The following is a 16,779-nucleotide window of genomic DNA, read 5'->3' as shown; positions in this document are numbered from 1 at the left end:
ACGGCAACGCGTCGATGTAAGCGCGCATGATCCCGACGGGGTCCTCCTCGTCGGCCACGTGGTGCAGGGTGCCGATCTGCATGAGCACCAACGGCTGGTCGAGATCGAGGTGGCCGGTGATCTCCGGGTGGCCCAGGATGGCCTCCGGTTTGGTGAGGTCGCCCTCCACGAAGCGGGTGAACTCGTTCTCCTCCAGCAGCGCCCGGCCGTGGACGTTGCAGATCGGGTCGATGTCCACGTAGACGACGCGAGCCTCGGGGTTGCTGAACTGGGCGACCTCGTGGGTGTTCTGCACGGTGGGCAAGCCGCTGCCGAGGTCGAGGTACTGGTCCATGCCCGCGATCTCGGTGAGGTAGCGCACGACCCGCACGAGGAAGCGGCGGTTCATCTTGCTGACGTCACCCTGGTGGGGCGCCACCTGTTTGGCCATCTCGAAGACTCGCCGGTCGACCTCGTAATTGTCCTTGCCGCCGAGGCTGGCGTCGTAGACGCGAGCGACCGTCGGCTTGGTGGGTTCGAGCTTCGCGGAGGGCGGGATCTCGTGTGCTGTGTCGGACACTACGTCGGGTCTCCTTCCAGCGGCGGAACATGACGGCCGGCACCGTGCCACCGAGCGTGATCATCAACGGCAGTGTGTCAGTTCGGTCATCGCAAAGGAACCCTCCGCACACACCTCGCCGGAGTGGGATCGCGGGCTTCACGGTCGACTATTCGCGTGCAGTCAAGTACGCCACGCCGATAATTGGCCGAAAAGTAACCGAAATGTTGTGGCGAACGTCAAGTTTGCTAGAAGCCGCTCTTGGAGACCTCGCATAGTCGCCAGTGCCCCGATCCGAGTGCGTCGGTCCCCCGCCGGCGTACTCATCCCCCGACATGACAAATGGAGTCGCACATGCGTGCGCGTCAACTCCGGCGAGCCGCCCCGATCGCAATGCTCGCCTCCATGACGCTGATTTCCACTCCTGGCGTGACATTCGCCGACCCTGCCGTGACGCCGTCCGTGCAGGACTCTCAGGTCCGACTGGCGGCACAGCAGGGTGAACAGGACGGTGAGAAGTCGCTCGACAAGCAGATCGAGGACGCGAACAAGGCCCTCGACAAGGCCAAGAAGCAAACCGATCACACCAAGCACAGGCTCGACAACACGACGAGCCAGCACGAGAAGGCGAAGAAGGCCACGGCCGAGGCCCGGGACCGATTGGCGAAGGCTCGCCAGCAGCTCTCCCAGGCCGAGACGGAGCTGGCGAAGGCCGAGGAGCGCGTCAGTGAGCACTCGGCGGCCGGGTTCAGCTTCGACGGCATGGTGAACTCGATTCTCGCCTTCCTGGGTTCGGATGTCACCGACTCGATGAGTCAGGACGTCGAGGACAAGCGCGACGCCGTCGAGCAGGCCAAGAACGCGGTGTCGAACGCCGAGCGCGAGGAGACCAAGGCCGAACAGGCTCGACACAACGCCGAGAAGGCACACGAGCAGGCCGTCTCCGAACAGGACAAGGCTCAGTCCGAACTGGACAAAATGAACGAGCAGAAGAAGTCGGAAGAGGAACAGGCCGGTGGTGGCGGCGCCGCGCCCGCAGCGTCTCCGAGCGGTGTCGTGAAGCCCGCGGAAGGCCGGTTCACCTCCGGTTACGGCCCGCGCTGGGGCAGCACGCACTACGGCGTGGACATCGCCAACGAGATCGGCACTCCCATCTACTCGGCCCTGCCGGGCACGGTGATCTCGTCCGGTCCCGCGAGCGGCTTCGGCCTGTGGGTGCGGGTCCAGCACGACGACGGTTTGATCACCGTGTACGGGCACATCAACGAGTCCCTGGTGTCCGTCGGCCAGCGGGTGGAGGCCGGCCAGCAGATCGCGACGCTGGGTAACCGCGGTCAGTCGACCGGCCCGCACCTGCACTTCGAGGTCCACGAGAACGGCGTGAAGATCGACCCGCTGCCCTGGCTGGAGTCCCACGGCATCGCGCTGTGAGGCACGCCCCGCGGGGCATCGTGAAGACCATTCGCGAGGGCCACCTTCGCCGCGACACCGACGAAGGTGGCCCTTCCCGTGTCACAGGCCGAACACGAACTGGGCCACGAGGAAGTAGATGATCAGCCCGGTGGCGTCGACCAGCGTGGTCACCAAAGGTGCGGAGATCACGGCCGGGTCGATGCCCACGCGTTTGGCCAGCAACGGCATCACCGAGCCGATGGTCGCCGCCCACGCGCACACGGCGACGAGGGAGACGGCCACGCTCGCCGCCACGGTGAGGTCCACGATCAATGTGCCCACCAACAGGGCCACCACGGCGAGCATTCCGCCGAGTACGAGGCCGACCCGGCATTCGCGCCACGCCACCTTCAACACGTCGCGGCTGCGCACCTCGCCCACGGCGATCGCCCGTACCGCGGCCGTGGCCGCCTGCGCGCCCGCGTTGCCGCCCGTGCCGACGAGCAGTGGGATGAACAGCGCCAGCGCCGTGACGCTAGCCAGGGTGTCCTCGAAGAACTGGAGCACGTTCACCGTCAACGTGGCCGCCAGGATCAGCAGCAACAACCACAGCGCCCGCGACCTGGCCAGTTGCACCACGCTCGCCGACATGTAGTGCCCGGTCCACGGGGTCGCCGCGGACTGACGCGCGATGTCCTCGGTGTCGGCCGCCTCAATGACTTCGAACGCGTCGTCGACGGTGAGCAGACCCAGTACCCGGTTCTCGCTGTCGGTCACCGGTAACGCCAGCACGTTGGTGTCCTGCATCAGTCTCGCGGCTTCCTCGACGTCGTCGGTGGCCCGCACCTTCGGGGTCTCCGTGTCGGTGATGTCCAGCACCCGTTGGTCGGGTGAGCTGAGGACGAGGTCGTGTAGTGACACGGTGCCGAGGAAGCAACGCCGCTCGTCGATCACCGGCAGGGTGTAGACGGTTTCGGCGCCGGCTCCTTTATTCCGCACCACCGAAAGCGCTTCCTCGGCGGTGACGTAGTACCGCACCGCGACCGTGTCCGGGCTCATGTAGCGGCCGACGGCGTGCTCGGGGTAGCCGAGCAACGCCGCTGTCAGAGCTCTTTCGTGCGGGCTGAGTCCCGCGAGCACGTGCCGGGCGAACTTGGCGGGCGCCTCCCCCAGCAGGCGGGCACGGTCGTCGGTGTTCATCCGTTCGACCACGTCCCGGAAGGCGTGGCCTCGTAGGCCGGAGAGCACCTTGTGTTGGTCGGTGGGGTCGAGCTCTTCGAACACGGTGAGCGCGCGGTCCTTGTCGAGGAGGCGGAAAAGCAGGACCGCCTGCACCGCGTCGGCCCGGGCGAGTTCGTCGGCGATCTCGTACGGCTGGTGCTCGGCGAGCCACTCCTGCAGTCCTGCGATGTCGTTGTCGTCGAGCAGATCCCGCAGAGTCCGTGCCGGCTGTGCTGTCATAGCCGCTGTGCGCTCCCTCCAGTCCCGCCAACCGGTCGTGCGCCTCCACCAGTACCAACGACCGGGGTACCCGCACGTAAACGTGGTGCGACTCTCGGCTACCCGCGCTCGTCGGTGTTCGCGGAACCTCGCGCGGTAAACCTGTTCCACACCGAACCGGCCGCGCCGGACACGGTTTCACCGACGTCGGTGAACACCTTGAGCAGGGGGTCGGCCGATGTGGCGAACGACTGTTTGTAGGCGCGGGCGGCGGCCTTGACGTCGGTGGCCCAGTCGCGGTGGGGTGGCTCGGCATCCCGCCGGGGGTAGTCACCGGCCAGGATCGCGCGGTATTCCTCGGAGGCCGCCCATTTCTGCACTTGCGCGGCGCGTACGACGGCGAGCGGGTGTGCCAGTGTCTCGATGTTGCGCAGTTTGACGATGCTGTCGCGGATGCTGTCCACCGAGTCGTACTCGTTAGCCTGGCGAAGGAACGCCTCGGTGTCGATGCGGGCCGGGTCGACACCGCCCGCCAGCAGTACGTGGGTGCGCAGCGCGGCGGCGGGGTCCTGTCCGCAGAGCAGTCCGGCTCGGTCGCACGACAGTTCCGACTTGCGGAACCACTCGTTGAGCGCGGCGATGACCGCCCGCAGGCCCAAAGCGCTCATCGGTGTCCACGACATGCTCGTCCGGAGTTGGAGCAGCCGCAGCAGCATGGTGCGGTACACCGCGTGTCCGGACAGCACGTGCCCGAACTCGTGTCCCACGGCGAACCGCAGGCCGTCGAGGTCCAGCAGTTCCACCAGGCCCGTGGTGAGCATCACGAACGGTGTCTCCATGCCGATGGCCATCGCCTGTGGCTCGGCGCCTCGGGCCACGAACACGTCGGGCACCGGGTCGAGGTCCAGGATCTGCGCGCACTCGTGCCGCAACGCGTCGATCTCGGGGTATTGCGCCGGGCCGACGCGGACCGCCGAGCTCAACGCCATCAGTCGTTCGCCACGCTCGTGGAAGAAGCCGGTGACGGTCTTCAGCACCTCGGGGAATCCGGGCACCATGCGCAGCGTCGCCAATGCACCACGGTCGACGGGGTGCTCGTAAGCGCGTGGGCTGATACCGGGGAAACGCACCCGCCCCGAATCGCCGACGCGATAGGACGGGTCGGACGGTGCGGACTCTGCCATCGAACGATCCCTTTCCTCGCCGGTGGGGTTTGTCAGCTTAATAGCCGCCTAGGATCCGCCGGGTGGGAAACCCTCGGACTCTCGACGTGCTCCGGCGCGTCTTCGGTTACGACACGTTCCGTGACAACCAGCAGCAGATCGTCGACCACGTGACCGCCGGTGGCGACGCGCTCGTGCTCATGCCGACGGGCGGGGGGAAGTCGCTGTGCTACCAGATTCCCGCCCTGGTGCGCGACGGCGTCGGTGTGGTCGTCTCGCCGCTCATCGCTTTGATGCAGGACCAGGTGGAGGCGTTGCGCGCCGTGGGAGTGCGGGCGGGTTACCTCAACTCCACGCAGGACCCCGACGAGCGGCGCATGGTCGAGGCCGAGTTCCTCGCGGGTGAGCTCGACCTGCTCTACCTCGCGCCGGAACGTCTGCGCTCCGAGGCCACGATGAGGCTGATCGAACGCGGCCCGGTGTCGGTGTTCGCCATCGACGAGGCGCACTGTGTGTCCCAGTGGGGTCATGACTTCCGGCCCGACTATCTGGAGCTGTCGAAGCTGTCCGAGTGCAGGCCGGACGTGCCGCGTGTGGCGTTGACCGCGACGGCGACCCCGGCCACGCGGGCCGAGATCACCACGCGGCTGCGGTTGGAGGACGCGCGCGTGTTCGTGTCCAGCTTCGACCGGCCGAACATCCAGTACCGCATCGTGCCCAAAAAGGACCCGCGCAAGCAGCTTCTGGACTTTCTGCGCACCGAGCATCCGAACGAGGCGGGCATCGTGTACTGCCTCTCGCGCCGTTCTGTGGAGGAGACCGCCGAATTCCTGAACCGTAACGGTATCGAGGCACTGCCCTACCACGCCGGGCTCGACGCGGCGACGCGTGCCCGGCACCAGGATCGGTTCCTGCGCGAGGAGGGGTCGGTGGTGGTGGCCACCATCGCGTTCGGAATGGGGATCGACAAGCCGGACGTGCGGTTCGTGGCTCACCTCGACCTGCCGAAGTCGGTCGAGGGCTACTACCAGGAGACCGGGCGAGCGGGGCGGGACGGTCTGCCGTCCACGGCGTGGCTGGCGTACGGGCTGTCGGACGTCGTCGCCCAGCGACGGTTGATCGACACCTCCGACGGCGACGCGGCTCATCGCAGGAAGTTGTCCTCACATCTGGACGCGATGCTGGCGCTGTGCGAGACGGTGGAGTGCCGCCGGGTCGGTCTGCTGGCGTACTTCGGGCAGGACTCGCGGCCTTGCGGCAACTGCGACACGTGTCTGTCGCCGCCCGAGTCGTGGGACGGCACCGTGGCCGCTCAGAAGCTGTTGTCCACCGTGGTGCGGCTGCGTCGGGAGCGCGGGCAGAAGTTCGGGGCGGGACAGGTCGTCGACATCCTGCGCGGCAAGCACACGCCCAAGGTCACGCAGCACCGGCACGACGAGTTGTCGGTGTTCGGTGTCGGCTCCGATCTCAGCGAGGTCGAGTGGCGCGGAGTCGTCCGGCAGTTGCTCGCACAGGGACTGCTCGCCGTCGAAGGCGATTACGGCACGCTCGTCACCACGGAAGCTTCCGACGAGGTGCTGTACCGCGGTCGCACCGTCCGGATGCGACGCGATCCGGACAGGGTCGCCGTGCGGTCGTCGCGGGCCACGGCCAAGAGGTCCGCGGCAGCTGTGCCCGTGGAGTTGGACAGCGAGGCGGCCGCGTTGTTCGAGCAGTTGCGTGTGTGGCGGGCCACGACCGCGAAGAGTCAGGGCGTTCCCGCCTACGTCGTCTTCCACGACGCGACGTTGCGACAGATCGCCGCACTGCGTCCGACCTGCCTCGATGAGCTGGGCACCGTGAACGGTGTCGGGGAGAGCAAGCTGGCCAGATACGGCGACCAGGTACTCGAGATCATCACCGGAACATGAATTCTTTTCAGCAAGTTCCGGGCCAAGATTCATCCTATCGGGTCATTTGAGAAATCCCGAGCCAATACGCCCCGTGCTTTACTCATCACACAGACGGGTAGCACTCACTCCACAATCGGGCTCCCGGTTACTCTGGGCGATCTCGAAGATTCCGAATATCCACTGGTCAACGACGTTTAACCCTTTTTTCCACCATTAACAGTGACCCACATCACCGCATGATCGGGTGAGTTCACTTAGCTTTATTTTGCCGTGTGTAAAGGTCGACTTTCTTGTAGCTTCATGAACGGTTGCGGTGAATTCCCTACCGCAGCAGAACGTCACTCGAGTCGATAGGAATGGGATAAGGTGTTCAAGAAGAGTGCAATTGTCGCCTCTGCCGCGGCCGGACTGCTGATGATCGGCTCGCCCGCTTTCGCGACCCCGGACGAGGTCGAGGACAACACCGGCCAGGTGGGCCTGGTCAACGTCGACGACGTCCTCAACGAGAACAACATCGGTGTCTGCGACAACAACATCAACGTGCTCGGCGTGCAGGTGACCGACGTCCTGAACGGGCTCGGCCTGTCGCTGCTCTCGCCCGCCGGGGAGACCGAGGGCACCTCCGTCAACTCCTGCATCACCGAAGCCGAGAACAACTGAGCCTCGTTCTCCAGCTACGGGTGGGAGACCAACTGGTCTCCCACCCGTTTCATGTTCAGCACCGGTCCGCCATGGCGACCGTCGCGGCCCACTGGACCCGGGAACGCGGCGGCACCCGGCGGTCACGGTGATCCAGGAAGCCGAATCGGGCTTTCCGGCAGTGCCCGTGAGTAACAACCGTCGAAGACCGGCTCGGAAAGCCAGGACTTCACGAAACGAATCGACCTACGACGTGAGCGGTGTCGAGCGAGCCCCGGGCCGGCACAGCCGGTTGCGGACACGGCATCGGCCTCGTCCCGCACCACTACCCGCCACCACCGCCACCTTCACCGCCTCCACCGAACTCCTCGGCACCGGTTTCGTCCCCGATGGCTTCCCGAAGAGCGCCGACTAAGGATTCTGCGGCGCATTCCGAATTCGAGAGACCAAGCACCCGAGGCCGGAATTCGAACCTTATTTCCAGTTTTTCACGACATTTCTTCGACGTCCCGGCGACGGCGAACACCCGCCCGAGTCGGGTTGCGCGCCGGCCGGGTTCGTGCTGATGTATCAGGTTCGGCGCTTACCCGCCACCCGCCACCCGCATGGCCCAGTCCCAGGCCACACGGCCCGTGTCACCCAACTCCACGTACGTCCAGCGGCTCGGTGAACAGGCTCTCGACACGACCTCGACACGACCTCGAATCCCCCACACCACTTCAGTGCGCTAGCGCGGCGATACCGACAGTGCCTGCGCGATCTCTCTGCCCAGAGCGTGAGTGGCGGCGTGGGGCGGCTGGCCGACCTGGACGACGATCGACCCGCCGAACGGCTGCCGCTCGACCACCTCGATGCGCTTGCCCAGCCCGATGGAACGTTCGGCGAGGTAACGCAGCAGTTCGGGATCGGTGTCCCACACCCGCACGATCTCGCCCACGGTTCCAGCCGGCAGTTCCTCCAGCAGCTTGGTGGACACCTCCTCCACCGAACCATCCACGGCCGGGATCGGATCACCGTGCGGGTCGCGCACCGGGTTGCCGAGCTTTGTGGCGATGCGTTCGATCAGCAAGTCGGACACCACGTGTTCGAGCAAGTCCGCCTCGGCGTGCACCTCGTCCCAGGTGTAGCCGAGCTCGGACACCAGGAACGACTCGATGAGCCGGTGTCTACGCAGCACCGACCGGGCGAGCAACCGTCCCTCGGGGGTGAGCCCGATACCGCGGTACGGCACGTGTTCGACCAGACCCTGCTGAGCCAGCTTGGTCACCATCCCCGACGCTGAAGAGGGGCTCACCTCCATGCGCGTGGCCAGGGCCGTGTTCGTGACGGCCTCGCCACGCTCTTCCAGGCCGTAGATCGCCCGCACATAGTCCTCGATCGAGGCCGACCGACGGTTCGAGCCAGCAACCATACTTCCTACGATACGTACTGTTCAGCCACGCCAGCGATAGCGCACCCATCCCGGCACGGGCTCGGCGCCCAGCTCTGCGTAGAACGCGGCGGCCTTCTCGTTGCCCTCCTGCATGTCCCACTCGACGCGGCCGCTCGTGCGGGCCTTGAGTTCGTACAGCAGTTTCCTGCCAAGGCCGTGCCGCCGATAGGCGGGGCGTACGAACAGGTCGTCGAGCCAGATGCCGGGCTTGGCCTCCCAGGTCGAGAAGGTCCACGAACAGAACGCCATACCCGCCGTCTCGCCGTCGGCCTCGGCGATCAGCACCCACGCCTTCGGATCGGGTCCGAACAGGTACCGCCGCATCTCCTCGCGGTCGAGGGCCAGCTCGTCGTTGCCCTCGTACCGGGCGTGTTCCTCGATCATCGCGCAGATGTCGTCGATGTCGCTTTCCACAGCGTCGCGTACTGGCATGACGCCAAACCCTATCGATCGGTCGATCGGATCGCTAGGCTGCACGGACATGCGAGACAACGCTGAGACCGTGGCCCTGGAGATCACCGACCGCGTGGCGACCGTGTGGCTGAACCGACCGCACCGACTGAACGCGGTGACTCCGGAACTCGTCGAGGATCTGATCGCCGTGCTGAACCGGGTCGGTGCCGACACGGACATCGGCGCGGTCGTGCTGGCCGGGCGCGGCCGGGCGTTCTGCGCGGGCCACGATCTCAAACAGCCTCCGCCCCAGCAGGAGTCCCGCAGGCGACTGGAGCGGCTGCAGGACGTCACCCGGGCCCTGCGGGGGCTGCCGCAGCCCGTCGTGGCCGCCGTGCACGGCTACGCGATCGGCGCAGGCGCGGAGTTCGCCCTGGGCTGCGACCTCGTCGTCGCGGCGGACGACGCCGTGTTCACCTTCCCCGAGGTGGGACTGGGGTTGAGCGTCACGAACGCGGCCTCGCGGTTGCTGCCGCTGTTGGTTGGCCCGCTCAAGGCCAAGGAGCTCGTGCTGCTGGGTGAACGGGTCGACGCGGAGTCGGCCCACGCGCTGGGACTGGTCAACACCGTGGTCGCGGTCGACGAGCTCGCCGAGCACGCGCACCGGACGGCGCGCACGCTCGCCGACAAGCCCGCCTCGGCGGTCGCGTTGGCCAAGCGGGCGCTGGACCAGGGCGTCGAAAGCGCCTTGGAGACCGTTCTGGAGCTGGAGGTCAGCCACGCGATGATCACCGAGTACTCGCCCGAGGTAGCCCGGTCGAAGGAGGAGTTCGATGAGCGCTGACGACCTCGTGGGGCTGCTGCGCCACGCAGCCGCCACCTGGCCCGACAAGACCGCCTGGGTCTTCGACGCGACGGGTGATCGGCTGACCTTCGCCGAGCTCGCCGACCGGGTCGAGTCGGTGGCGGGGTCGCTGCACGAGCTCGGGGTGCGTCGCGGTGACCGGGTCGCCGTGATGTTGGAGAACCGGCCCGAGTTCCCACTGCTGTGGCTGGCGCTGGCCCGACTGGGCGCCGTGCTGGTGCCCGTGAACACCAACTACCGCGAGCTGGACGGCGAACACGTGCTCGCGCACTCCGGAGCCCGATTCGCCGTCGCGGGCGAGCGGTTCACAGGGCTGCTCACCACCATCGCCCCGAGGACATCGGTGGAGCGGGTGCTGACCTTCGACGAGCTCCCTCCGAGCGGCGAGCCGCCCGCGTACGAGGCCGCTGCCGAACTCCCCACCAACATCCAGTACACCTCCGGCACCACCGGCGCGCCGAAGGGCTGTGTGCTGCCCCACCGGTACTGGACGACACTGGCCGGTGGGCTGGTCTCGGACTTCCCGAACATCAGCGCCGACGACACGATACTGACCGCCCAACCCTTCCACTACATAGATCCTCAGTGGAATGTCGCTTTAGGACTGGCGTCCGGTGCCACACTCGTGGTGCTCGACCGTTTCCACCCTTCGACGTTCTGGGAGAAAGTACGCGAACACGGCGTCACGTGGTTCTACTGCCTCGGGCTCATGCCCACCCTGCTGCTGCGCATGCCGCCGACCGAGGACGACCGCGACCATCGGGTGCGGGCGATCAGCGCGTCCGCCATTCCCAAGGAACTGCACGCCGAACTCGAACAACGCTGGGGGGTGCCGTGGTTCGAAGCGTTCGGCATGACCGAGACCGGCGGCGACATCCGCATGTACCCCGCCGACCACGACGAGCACGTCGGCACGGGTTGTCTCGGCAGACCCGCGCCGGGGCGTGAGGTGATGATCGCCGACGAACACGGCCGTCTCGTGCCCCGTGGCGAGGAGGGTGAGCTGCTCATCCGAGGCGTCGGGCTGATGCACGGCTACCACGACGACCCCGAGGCCACGGCGCGGGCGTTCCGGGGCGGCTGGTTCCGCACGGGCGACGTGGCCCGCATGGATGCCGCCGGGCGCGTGTTCTACGTCGGCCGCACCAAGGACATGATCCGCCGCAGCGGCGAGAACATCGTCGCCGACGAGGTGGAGCGCGCACTGCAACAGCACCCCGCGGTGCGCACGGCCGCCGTACTCGGCGTGCCCGACGAACTCCGCGGCGAAGAGGTGAAGGCATTCATCGTGCTCGCCGACGGACAGCAAGCCACACCGGACGAGCTGGCCGAGTTCTGCGGCACCAAACTCGCCTACTTCAAGGTGCCGCGTTACTGGACGTTCGTGGACTCGCTGCCGATGACGGCTTCCGAGCGGATCGCCAAGGGCGAGCTCCGCAAGGCGGGTGCGGCCACCCCCGAGGACTCCTACGACCGGGTGGAGCGGCAGTGGCGTTAGACACGCGCGAACGTGTCCGCAGAGCGGCCGTGAAGCTGTTCGCCGCCAAGGGATTCCACGGCACCGGGATCCGCGAGCTCGCACAGGAGTCGCGGCTGTCGACGGCGAGTCTCTACCACTACATGGGCTCCAAGGAGGATCTGCTCGCCGACATCATGCGCACGTGTCTGCGGACACTGCTCGACTCGGCCGCGGCCGCCGTCGAAGGTGTCACCGACCCGGCACGACGGCTCACTACTTTGGTGAAACTGCACGTCAAAACCCATGCGCGGATGCCGAAGGAGACGTGGATCGTCGACAACGAGATCCACGTCCTCACCCCGGCGATGCGACGCTCGGTGGTCTCGCTGCGGGACGAGTACGAACGGCTGTGGGACGACGCCGTATCCGCCGGAGTGGCCCGCGGTGTGTTCGACACAGCACACCCCGGAGTCACCCGCATCGCTTTGCTGGAGATGTGTAACGGGGTGGCCCGGTGGTACTCGCCACGCGGTTCGCTGTCCCTCGACGACCTGGCCGAGCACTACGCCGACATGGCCCTACGTGCCCTCGGAGCTTGCCCATGCGGCTCCGCTGAGGGACAGTCGAGGGGTGAGTGAGGAAACCATTCAGCTGGAACTCAACGACGCCGGCGTCTCGCCGAAGCTTCCGACGCCGTCGCACCCGCGCGATCAGATCCAGGATGTGCCGTACCGCCCGGTGGAGTTCCGCGACGACGACCTCCCAGCAGCGTTGGAACGCTGCGCCGGGTGGCTCCGGCAGACTCAGCAGTGGCTCGGTGAACCCGTGGACGTGCTCGCCGTCCACCTCGACTACGACGACCGAGACGGTCACCCGTACTACGACCTGAAGTTGCTGTGCAACGAGGAGGACCTCGCCGGTGTTCCGGTGGCCCTCCGCGAACACGGCCGTCAGGCGACCGCGTAGCGTCCGAGCCGCCGCTTACGAGAAGAGAAACACAAAAAACACGAAGAACACGAAAAACACTGTGGATACAGCCGTGGGGCGGGGCGCGTCCCCGCCCCACGGCGGGCCCGAAACCGAACAGCGCGTCAGCCGAGCGCGCCGCTCACCTTGACGTGTCCCTTGAGCAGGTTGCGTGCGATGGTGCGGCGTTGGATCTCGTCCGTGCCCTCGTAGATGCGCAGCAGTCGCAGTTCGCGGTACCACCGCTCGATGGGTAGTTCCCGGGTGTAGCCCATGCCGCCGTGAATCTGCATGACCCGGTCCACGATCTCGTTGGCCTTCTGACCGCCGTAGAGCTTGGCGATCGACTGCGCGTGCCGCGAATCCATGCCCTGATCCACCTGCCACGCGGCGTGCAGGACGAGCCAACGCAACGCCTCGATCTCCACACCCGAATCAGCGATCATCCACTGGATCGCCTGCCGTTCGGCGATCGGGGCGCCAAACGTCTCGCGCGTGTTGGCGTGCTCGATGGCCATGGACAGCAACCGTTCGCACGAACCGAGCGCGCGGGCGGGAAGGATGTAGCGGCCACGTCCGATCCACTGCATGGCCAGCGCGAAACCCTGGCCGAGTTCACCGAGGATGTGGCTTTCGGGTACCCGCACGTTGTCGAAGATCAGCGAGGCGGGACCCCACTCGCCCATCGTGTCGATGTACTCCGACCGCCAGCCCATGTCGCGGTCGACGAGGAAACACGTCACACCGCCGTCGGCGCCCTTCTCGGGGTCGGTGACGGCGAACACCATCGCGAAGTCGGCCTCGTTGCCACCGGTGATGAAGGTCTTCTCTCCGTTGATCACCCACTCGGAGCCGTCCTTGTGGGCGGTGGTCCGAATGGCCTTGGCGTCGGATCCCGCGCCCGGTTCGGTGATGGCGAAGCAGGACTTGCGCGTGCCCTCGATCGTGGGCAGCAGGTAGCGTTCCTTCTGCTCGTCGTTGGCGTGGAAGAGGATGTTGTCGGCGGAACCGCCGAAACTGAACGGCACGAACGTGCGGCCGAGCTCGACCTCCAGCAGCGCCGTCATGACGGCCGACAATCCCATGCCGCCGTACTCCTCCGGGGTCTGCACGCCCCAGAAGCCCGATTCCTTCGCTTTCCGCTGCAGTTCGGTCAGTTCGTCGCCGGTGAGGCCCGGCTTGTGCTCGCGTTCCCTGCGCAGTACTTCCGGCTCGAGGGGGACGAGTTCCTTCTGCACGAACGTTCGGACCCAGTCACGGATCTCCCGTTCCTCCACGCTCAGGCTGAAATCCATCGGCACAAGCTCCTCAATCAGGCTGACTAAGCGATTGCTTAGCTCGCACGGTAGCGCATGTTCGGCCTTGGCGGGAGTCCCTGCCACCACCTAGATTGAGGTAGTCCGGACGGGTGAGAGAACGGAAGAGGCATGATCGAGTGCGCCGTGTGGTGGTCGGAACCGGTCCTCGAATCGGAGGCCATGCTGGCGTTACTCGACCCACCCGAACGAATCCGCTACGACTCCTACCGCAGGGTCGAGGACCGACGCCGGTTCCTCACCGGACGCGTACTCGCCAAGACCGTCGCGGCCGACCGGCTGGGGCTGTCTCCCGACGCGATCCACTTCGACGCCACTTGCACCGACTGCGGCAAGCAACACGGCCCCGTGCGCGTGCCGGACGCCGAACTGGGACTCTCCATCTCCCACGCCGGTGATCGGGTGGGTGTGGCCGCCACGTCCGGCGCCGCGGTGGGGCTCGACGTGGAAGCCGTCGGGCGCCCCGTCGACGACTCACTGATCGCCTACGCGCTAAACAGCGCCGAACACGCCACCCTGCCCAGCGCCCCGGAGGCGCGCACCCAGGCTTTCTTCACCTTCTGGACCCGTAAAGAAGCGGTGATGAAAGCCACCGGCCGCGGTTTGCGCATCCCCCTGCGATCGCTGGTCCTGTCGAAGGCCACGGAACCCGCCCGACTGCTCACCTCGGACGACTCGGCTCTGTCCCCCCACACGACCCGCATGGCCGACCTCGATCCCGGCCCCGGCTACCGCGCCGCCGTCGCCGTCATCACCACCGACGAGATCGACATCACCGAGCGGTGGTGGTCCCCCGCGAGCTCGGAGAGCCGACAATAGGGACGACCGGGTCAACGGGCGGAAGGCACTCAGGGAAAGGGGCGAGTCGTGACCGAGCCCAGCCCCCTACGGCTGCTGTCCGATTACCGTCGCGGCGACTTCTTCCTCGCCACCACGGAACGCACACTCCTCGGCGGAGGCGCGCGGGCCACGGTATGCGATGCCGACGAGACCGCTCTGGCCGAGCGGGTGCGGGACACGTTGAAAGACGCCTCGGCCGACGGCCCCCGGCTCGCCGTGGGAGTGCTTCCGTTCCACAGCACCGCCGCCACCCCGGGTCGGCTCGTGATCCCCGAGAAGGCACGGTTCGCAGGCGCCGTACACCCGGCTGCCGCCGCGCTCCCCCGGCGGACCATCGACGTCCCCGCCTCGGTGCGGCCGGTGCCCGAGCCGACCGACCACATGGCCACCGTCGCCGCGGCCGTCACCGCACTGGGCGAGCGCGAGCTGCGCAAGGTGGTACTGGCCCGCGCGCTCGACGTCGAGTTCGACGCACCGGTGCGGCCGGAGGCGATCCTGCACAACCTCGTCAAGGACAACGACCACGGCTACACGTTCGCCGCCGACCTGCCGGAGGGAAGAACCCTGGTGGGATCGAGCCCGGAGCTACTGCTGTCCCGGCGAGGCAGCCACGTGGTGTCGTATCCCCACGCCGGGTCGATGCCTCGATCGGCCGACCCGGACATCGACGCGGAGAACGCCAGGACGTTGCTGGCCTCCCGCAAGGACCACCTCGAACACGCCGTGCTCACCGAGGCCGTGGTGGAGACGCTGCGGCCGTACTGCAAGCGGATGGACGTCCCATCGCGGCCCGAACTGGTGGCCACACCGGCCGTGTGGCATCTGGGCACCACGATCACGGGAGAACTCGTCGACCAGGACGCCACGGCATTGCACCTCGCCGCCGCCCTGCATCCGACTCCCGCCATCTGCGGAACGCCGACCGTCTCGGCACGGCAGCTGGTCACCGAACTCGAGGAGTTCGACCGCGGCTACTACGCGGGCGCGGTCGGCTGGGTGGATGCGAAGGGCGACGGCGAGTGGGCGGTGTCGATCCGCTGCGCCGAAGTGGCGAAACAATCGCTTCGGCTCTACGCGGGCGGCGGCATCATGCCGGAATCCGACCCGAGAACAGAACTGGAGGAAACCACGGCCAAATTCGCGACGCTACTGCGCGCGATGGGTCTGCCCCAGGAATGAGATCGACCGACGTCGATGCTGTGGGTGACGACGCACAGTCGACGTTGTCACCGTCGAGGTGTCGTTTCGGACTGTGTTCTGGAAGCCCTCGCGGGTCTTCACTTCAAAGCGGCGATGAGGGCTTCCCGCTGGCGGTCGCCCAACCCCGCGGCCCTGCGGTCGGGGTCGATGCCTGTCTGCTCCAACAGCGCGGCGACCTTCACCTGGCCGAGCCCGGGAACGGCCTTGAGAAGCTGCGTCACCTTCGTCTTGCCGACGGTTTTGTCCTCCTTGGCGCGCGCGAGCACCTTGTCGATGCTCTCCTTGCCGGACTTGATGTTCGCCAGTAGTTCGGACCGCGCCTTCCTGGCCTCCGCGGCCTTGGCGAGAGCCTCGGCCCGCTGCTCCGGAGTCAAGGTGGGAAGTGCCAACGTAGTGATCCTTTCGTGCCTTCGTCGAATACCGCGTCACCGCGGCGACAGAGCGGTCGGCCCCACACCGGCGCCGACACCCGTCGGCTTGCTCGCAGCGGCCAGGCCGTTCCCGCTCAGAGCTCAGTAAACGCCAAGTGCGGCACCGACGCGAAATCGACACGCGAGGTTTCCCCGACCGGGCCACGCGCTGGTCACGGGCGGTGTCGAATCGACAGCGCCAGCACAGTTGGGCGCTGCGCACAAGCCCCGAAGGTGGATTCCGCACTACAGTCCACCTCAACCCGGATTCACCGAACATTTTTCAGCGGGAGCCTCAATGTTGAGCACGATGCAGGACGACCAGCTGTCACTGGCCCATCTGTTGCAGTACGGTGCGCGGCTGCATGCCAACGCCGAGGTGGCCACCTGGACCGGGTCCGGCACACGGAAATCGACATTCGCCCAGGTCGGCAAGCGATCCGCTCAGCTGGCCCACGCTCTGCGCAGCCTCGGCGTCACGGGTGACCAACGCGTCGGCACGTTCATGTGGAACAACACCGAACACCTGGAGTGCTACATGGCCATTCCGGCCATGGGCGCGGTACTGCACACCCTGAACATCCGGTTGTTCCCCGAACAGCTCGTCTACGTGGCCAACCACGCCGAGGACCACGTGGTGATAGTCGATGGCTCCCTCATCCCGCTGTTCGCCAAACAGCTGCCGGAGATGCGGACCGTCAAACACGTGGTCGTGGCCAACGGTGACCCGGCGTCGCTGGAGGCGCCCTCGGGCGTCACGGTGCATTCGTACGAGGAACTGTTGTCGAGCCAGCCGGAGACGTTCGACTGGCCGGAGATCGACGAGCGTTCCGC

General features: G+C 66.8%; 17 protein-coding genes. 10 read left to right on the top strand and 7 right to left on the bottom strand.

The genetic code is table 11. From position 1 onward, the window contains the following. On the bottom strand, nucleotides 1-559 hold a 559-nt coding region (locus M7H19_RS04630), incomplete at its 3' end, for an SAM-dependent methyltransferase (protein WP_298177469.1). Nucleotides 560-892: 333 nt separating this feature from the next. On the opposite strand from M7H19_RS04630, the gene M7H19_RS04625 reads away from it, so the two are divergent. Further along, the gene (locus M7H19_RS04625; RefSeq protein ID WP_298177467.1) at nucleotides 893-1,969 is read left to right on the top strand and encodes a peptidoglycan DD-metalloendopeptidase family protein; all 1,077 of its coding nucleotides are present in this window, start codon (nucleotides 893-895) and stop codon (nucleotides 1,967-1,969) included. 81 nt (nucleotides 1,970-2,050) lie between these two features. Here M7H19_RS04625 and mgtE read toward each other — a convergent pair whose 3' ends face one another. Both mgtE and M7H19_RS04615 read right to left on the bottom strand, forming a co-directional pair. Continuing rightward, entirely contained in the window at nucleotides 2,051-3,391 is a 1,341-nt protein-coding gene (gene mgtE, locus M7H19_RS04620) for a magnesium transporter (RefSeq protein WP_298177465.1), read from the bottom strand. A 98-nt stretch (nucleotides 3,392-3,489) separates the two neighbouring features. Then, entirely contained in the window at nucleotides 3,490-4,554 is a 1,065-nt protein-coding gene (locus M7H19_RS04615; RefSeq protein ID WP_298177463.1) for a M48 family metallopeptidase, read from the bottom strand. 62 nt (nucleotides 4,555-4,616) lie between these two features. Between M7H19_RS04615 and recQ the strand changes: the two genes are divergently transcribed. Both recQ and M7H19_RS04605 read left to right on the top strand, forming a co-directional pair. Next, complete coding sequence (gene recQ, locus M7H19_RS04610; protein WP_298177460.1) at nucleotides 4,617-6,443, top strand: DNA helicase RecQ; 1,827 nt, start codon at nucleotides 4,617-4,619, stop codon at nucleotides 6,441-6,443. A 348-nt stretch (nucleotides 6,444-6,791) separates the two neighbouring features. Next, nucleotides 6,792-7,085 (top strand): hypothetical protein, encoded by a 294-nt coding sequence (locus M7H19_RS04605; RefSeq protein ID WP_298177458.1) that lies wholly within the window; start codon nucleotides 6,792-6,794, stop codon nucleotides 7,083-7,085. Nucleotides 7,086-7,791: 706 nt separating this feature from the next. Here M7H19_RS04605 and M7H19_RS04600 read toward each other — a convergent pair. After that, nucleotides 7,792-8,475 carry a metal-dependent transcriptional regulator gene (locus M7H19_RS04600; protein WP_298177456.1) on the bottom strand — a complete coding sequence of 228 codons (684 nt, stop codon included), beginning with the start codon at nucleotides 8,473-8,475 and terminating at the stop codon, nucleotides 7,792-7,794. Between the two features lie 21 nt (nucleotides 8,476-8,496). Continuing rightward, a complete protein-coding gene (locus M7H19_RS04595) occupies nucleotides 8,497-8,928 on the bottom strand; it encodes a GNAT family N-acetyltransferase (RefSeq protein ID WP_298177454.1) in 432 nt (143 codons plus the stop codon). A gap of 49 nt (nucleotides 8,929-8,977) precedes the next feature. On the opposite strand from M7H19_RS04595, the gene M7H19_RS04590 reads away from it, so the two are divergent. The 4 genes from M7H19_RS04590 to M7H19_RS04575 are packed head-to-tail and all read left to right on the top strand — an operon-like array spanning nucleotide 8,978 to nucleotide 12,179. Beyond that, nucleotides 8,978-9,733, top strand: coding sequence for an enoyl-CoA hydratase/isomerase family protein (locus M7H19_RS04590; RefSeq protein ID WP_298177452.1), 756 nt, complete (start codon nucleotides 8,978-8,980; stop codon nucleotides 9,731-9,733). Next, entirely contained in the window at nucleotides 9,723-11,252 is a 1,530-nt protein-coding gene (locus tag M7H19_RS04585; protein ID WP_298177450.1) for an ATP-dependent acyl-CoA ligase, read from the top strand. The genes M7H19_RS04590 and M7H19_RS04585 overlap by 11 nt, the downstream gene beginning before the upstream one ends. After that, nucleotides 11,243-11,851: a TetR/AcrR family transcriptional regulator gene (locus tag M7H19_RS04580; protein WP_298177448.1), complete on the top strand. Its 609-nt coding sequence runs from the start codon at nucleotides 11,243-11,245 to the stop codon at nucleotides 11,849-11,851. Before M7H19_RS04585 ends, M7H19_RS04580 begins: the two co-directional genes overlap by 10 nt. After that, complete coding sequence (locus tag M7H19_RS04575) at nucleotides 11,844-12,179, top strand: hypothetical protein (protein WP_298177446.1); 336 nt, start codon at nucleotides 11,844-11,846, stop codon at nucleotides 12,177-12,179. Before M7H19_RS04580 ends, M7H19_RS04575 begins: the two co-directional genes overlap by 8 nt. Nucleotides 12,180-12,304: 125 nt before the next feature. Here M7H19_RS04575 and M7H19_RS04570 read toward each other — a convergent pair whose 3' ends face one another. Beyond that, complete coding sequence (locus M7H19_RS04570) at nucleotides 12,305-13,474, bottom strand: acyl-CoA dehydrogenase family protein (protein ID WP_298177444.1); 1,170 nt, start codon at nucleotides 13,472-13,474, stop codon at nucleotides 12,305-12,307. Between the two features lie 132 nt (nucleotides 13,475-13,606). Here M7H19_RS04570 and M7H19_RS04565 point away from each other — a divergent pair, with 132 nt between their 5' ends. Next, nucleotides 13,607-14,314 (top strand): 4'-phosphopantetheinyl transferase superfamily protein, encoded by a 708-nt coding sequence (locus tag M7H19_RS04565; protein WP_298177442.1) that lies wholly within the window; start codon nucleotides 13,607-13,609, stop codon nucleotides 14,312-14,314. 48 nt (nucleotides 14,315-14,362) lie between these two features. Further along, on the top strand, nucleotides 14,363-15,514 hold the full coding sequence (locus tag M7H19_RS04560; RefSeq protein WP_298177440.1) for an isochorismate synthase: 1,152 nt from the start codon (nucleotides 14,363-14,365) through the stop codon (nucleotides 15,512-15,514). Nucleotides 15,515-15,612: 98 nt separating this feature from the next. On the opposite strand, the gene mihF is transcribed toward M7H19_RS04560, so the two are convergent. Continuing rightward, nucleotides 15,613-15,924 (bottom strand): integration host factor, actinobacterial type, encoded by a 312-nt coding sequence (gene mihF, locus M7H19_RS04555; protein WP_298177438.1) that lies wholly within the window; start codon nucleotides 15,922-15,924, stop codon nucleotides 15,613-15,615. A gap of 319 nt (nucleotides 15,925-16,243) precedes the next feature. Here mihF and M7H19_RS04550 point away from each other — a divergent pair. Next, a partial coding sequence (locus M7H19_RS04550) for an AMP-binding protein (protein ID WP_298177436.1) occupies nucleotides 16,244-16,779 on the top strand: 536 nt, incomplete at its 3' end.

It is taken from the genome of Saccharomonospora sp. (assembly GCF_027317685.1).
Classification (GTDB): domain Bacteria; phylum Actinomycetota; class Actinomycetes; order Mycobacteriales; family Pseudonocardiaceae; genus Saccharomonospora.
The sequence above is the reverse complement of the archived record's forward strand: the minus strand, read 5'-3'. Positions and strand labels throughout refer to the sequence as shown.

Coding starts and splice junctions, on each gene's coding strand:
- M7H19_RS04625 (WP_298177467.1), top strand. CDS start 893: ATGCGTGCGCGTCAACTCCGGCGAGCCGCCCCGATCGCAATGCTCGCC.
- mgtE (WP_298177465.1), bottom strand. CDS start 3,391: ATGACAGCACAGCCGGCACGGACTCTGCGGGATCTGCTCGACGACAAC.
- M7H19_RS04615 (WP_298177463.1), bottom strand. CDS start 4,554: ATGGCAGAGTCCGCACCGTCCGACCCGTCCTATCGCGTCGGCGATTCG.
- M7H19_RS04600 (WP_298177456.1), bottom strand. CDS start 8,475: ATGGTTGCTGGCTCGAACCGTCGGTCGGCCTCGATCGAGGACTATGTG.
- M7H19_RS04595 (WP_298177454.1), bottom strand. CDS start 8,928: ATGCCAGTACGCGACGCTGTGGAAAGCGACATCGACGACATCTGCGCG.
- M7H19_RS04590 (WP_298177452.1), top strand. CDS start 8,978: ATGCGAGACAACGCTGAGACCGTGGCCCTGGAGATCACCGACCGCGTG.
- M7H19_RS04585 (WP_298177450.1), top strand. CDS start 9,723: ATGAGCGCTGACGACCTCGTGGGGCTGCTGCGCCACGCAGCCGCCACC.
- M7H19_RS04570 (WP_298177444.1), bottom strand. CDS start 13,474: ATGGATTTCAGCCTGAGCGTGGAGGAACGGGAGATCCGTGACTGGGTC.
- M7H19_RS04565 (WP_298177442.1), top strand. CDS start 13,607: ATGATCGAGTGCGCCGTGTGGTGGTCGGAACCGGTCCTCGAATCGGAG.